General features: G+C 34.4%; 1 protein-coding gene. It reads right to left on the bottom strand.

Annotation, left to right across the window (positions count from 1 at the left end):
- A partial coding sequence (locus tag LQ668_RS12260) for a transposase (protein WP_239776060.1) occupies window positions 1-457 on the bottom strand: 457 nt, incomplete at its 3' end.
- Window positions 458-480: the final 23 nt, after the last annotated feature.

Raw genomic sequence — 480 nt, 5'->3', positions numbered from 1 at the left:
TTGCCCATTCTTGAATATCAGGATCTATATTTTTCATTACTTCAGAAATCGTTGATTTCGATACAGATTCCCCTGATAAAGCCTCGACAATTTTCGTGATATTCCGAGTTGAAACACCATTAATATAAGCTTCCATCATAGCTAAAATAAGAGATTGATCAGAGCGTGTGTACTGTTCGAAAACGTCAGTTGTAAACTCACCATCACGTGTTCTAGGCACTTTCAGATGAATTTTACCAACAGGCATCATAAAATCACGTTCGTAGTAGCCATTTCGTTGGGCAATCCTTTTAGGATTCTTTTGTTTGAAATCTGCATTTACATACTGGTCTCTTTCCATCTCCATATAAGCATTTAAGACAGATACAGCAATACTTTTCATAGCTGTATTTAAGTTACTTTCAAATATAGCACTTGCCAATTCTTCAAAGTCTACGTTAATATTTAATTGAGTCATATATAGTCACCTCTACAATTTTT

Origin of the sequence: Mammaliicoccus sp. K-M42 (assembly GCF_022386375.1) — a bacterium.
Lineage (GTDB): Bacteria > Bacillota > Bacilli > Staphylococcales > Staphylococcaceae > Mammaliicoccus > Mammaliicoccus fleurettii.
The sequence above is the reverse complement of the archived record's forward strand: the minus strand, read 5'-3'. Positions and strand labels throughout refer to the sequence as shown.